This is a genomic window from Corynebacterium sp. HMSC056F09, assembly GCF_001815785.1.
Classification (GTDB): Bacteria; Actinomycetota; Actinomycetes; order Mycobacteriales; family Mycobacteriaceae; genus Corynebacterium; species Corynebacterium hiratae.
Genome location: NZ_KV821933.1, coordinates 1 through 222, shown reverse-complemented (window position 1 = coordinate 222; position 222 = coordinate 1). Strand labels below are relative to the sequence as shown.

Below are 222 nucleotides of genomic sequence, written 5' to 3'. Positions count from 1 at the left end.
AACGTTGCGGAGTTCTACACGGCCCATGACGGTGAATTCCTCTTCAGCGTGCCACTGCCGATCACGTTAAGCCACAGACCACCAGGTGGTCAGATCAACATCAACCTCGTTGAAGGAATGAAACACCGCCAACCACCGCGGATGAACCCGAAACTATCCAAACCCCGGCCGAAACGCAGGCCGCAACCATAAACCGCTAGAAGTGTCCAAGACCTCCATGGA

The 222-nt window shown here is 55.0% G+C and carries 1 pseudogene; it reads left to right on the top strand.

Annotated elements, in window-relative coordinates:
• Nucleotides 1–192, top strand: a pseudogene (locus HMPREF3056_RS13615) (transposase); the annotation flags it as partial.
• Between the last annotated feature and the right edge of the window lie 30 nt (nucleotides 193–222).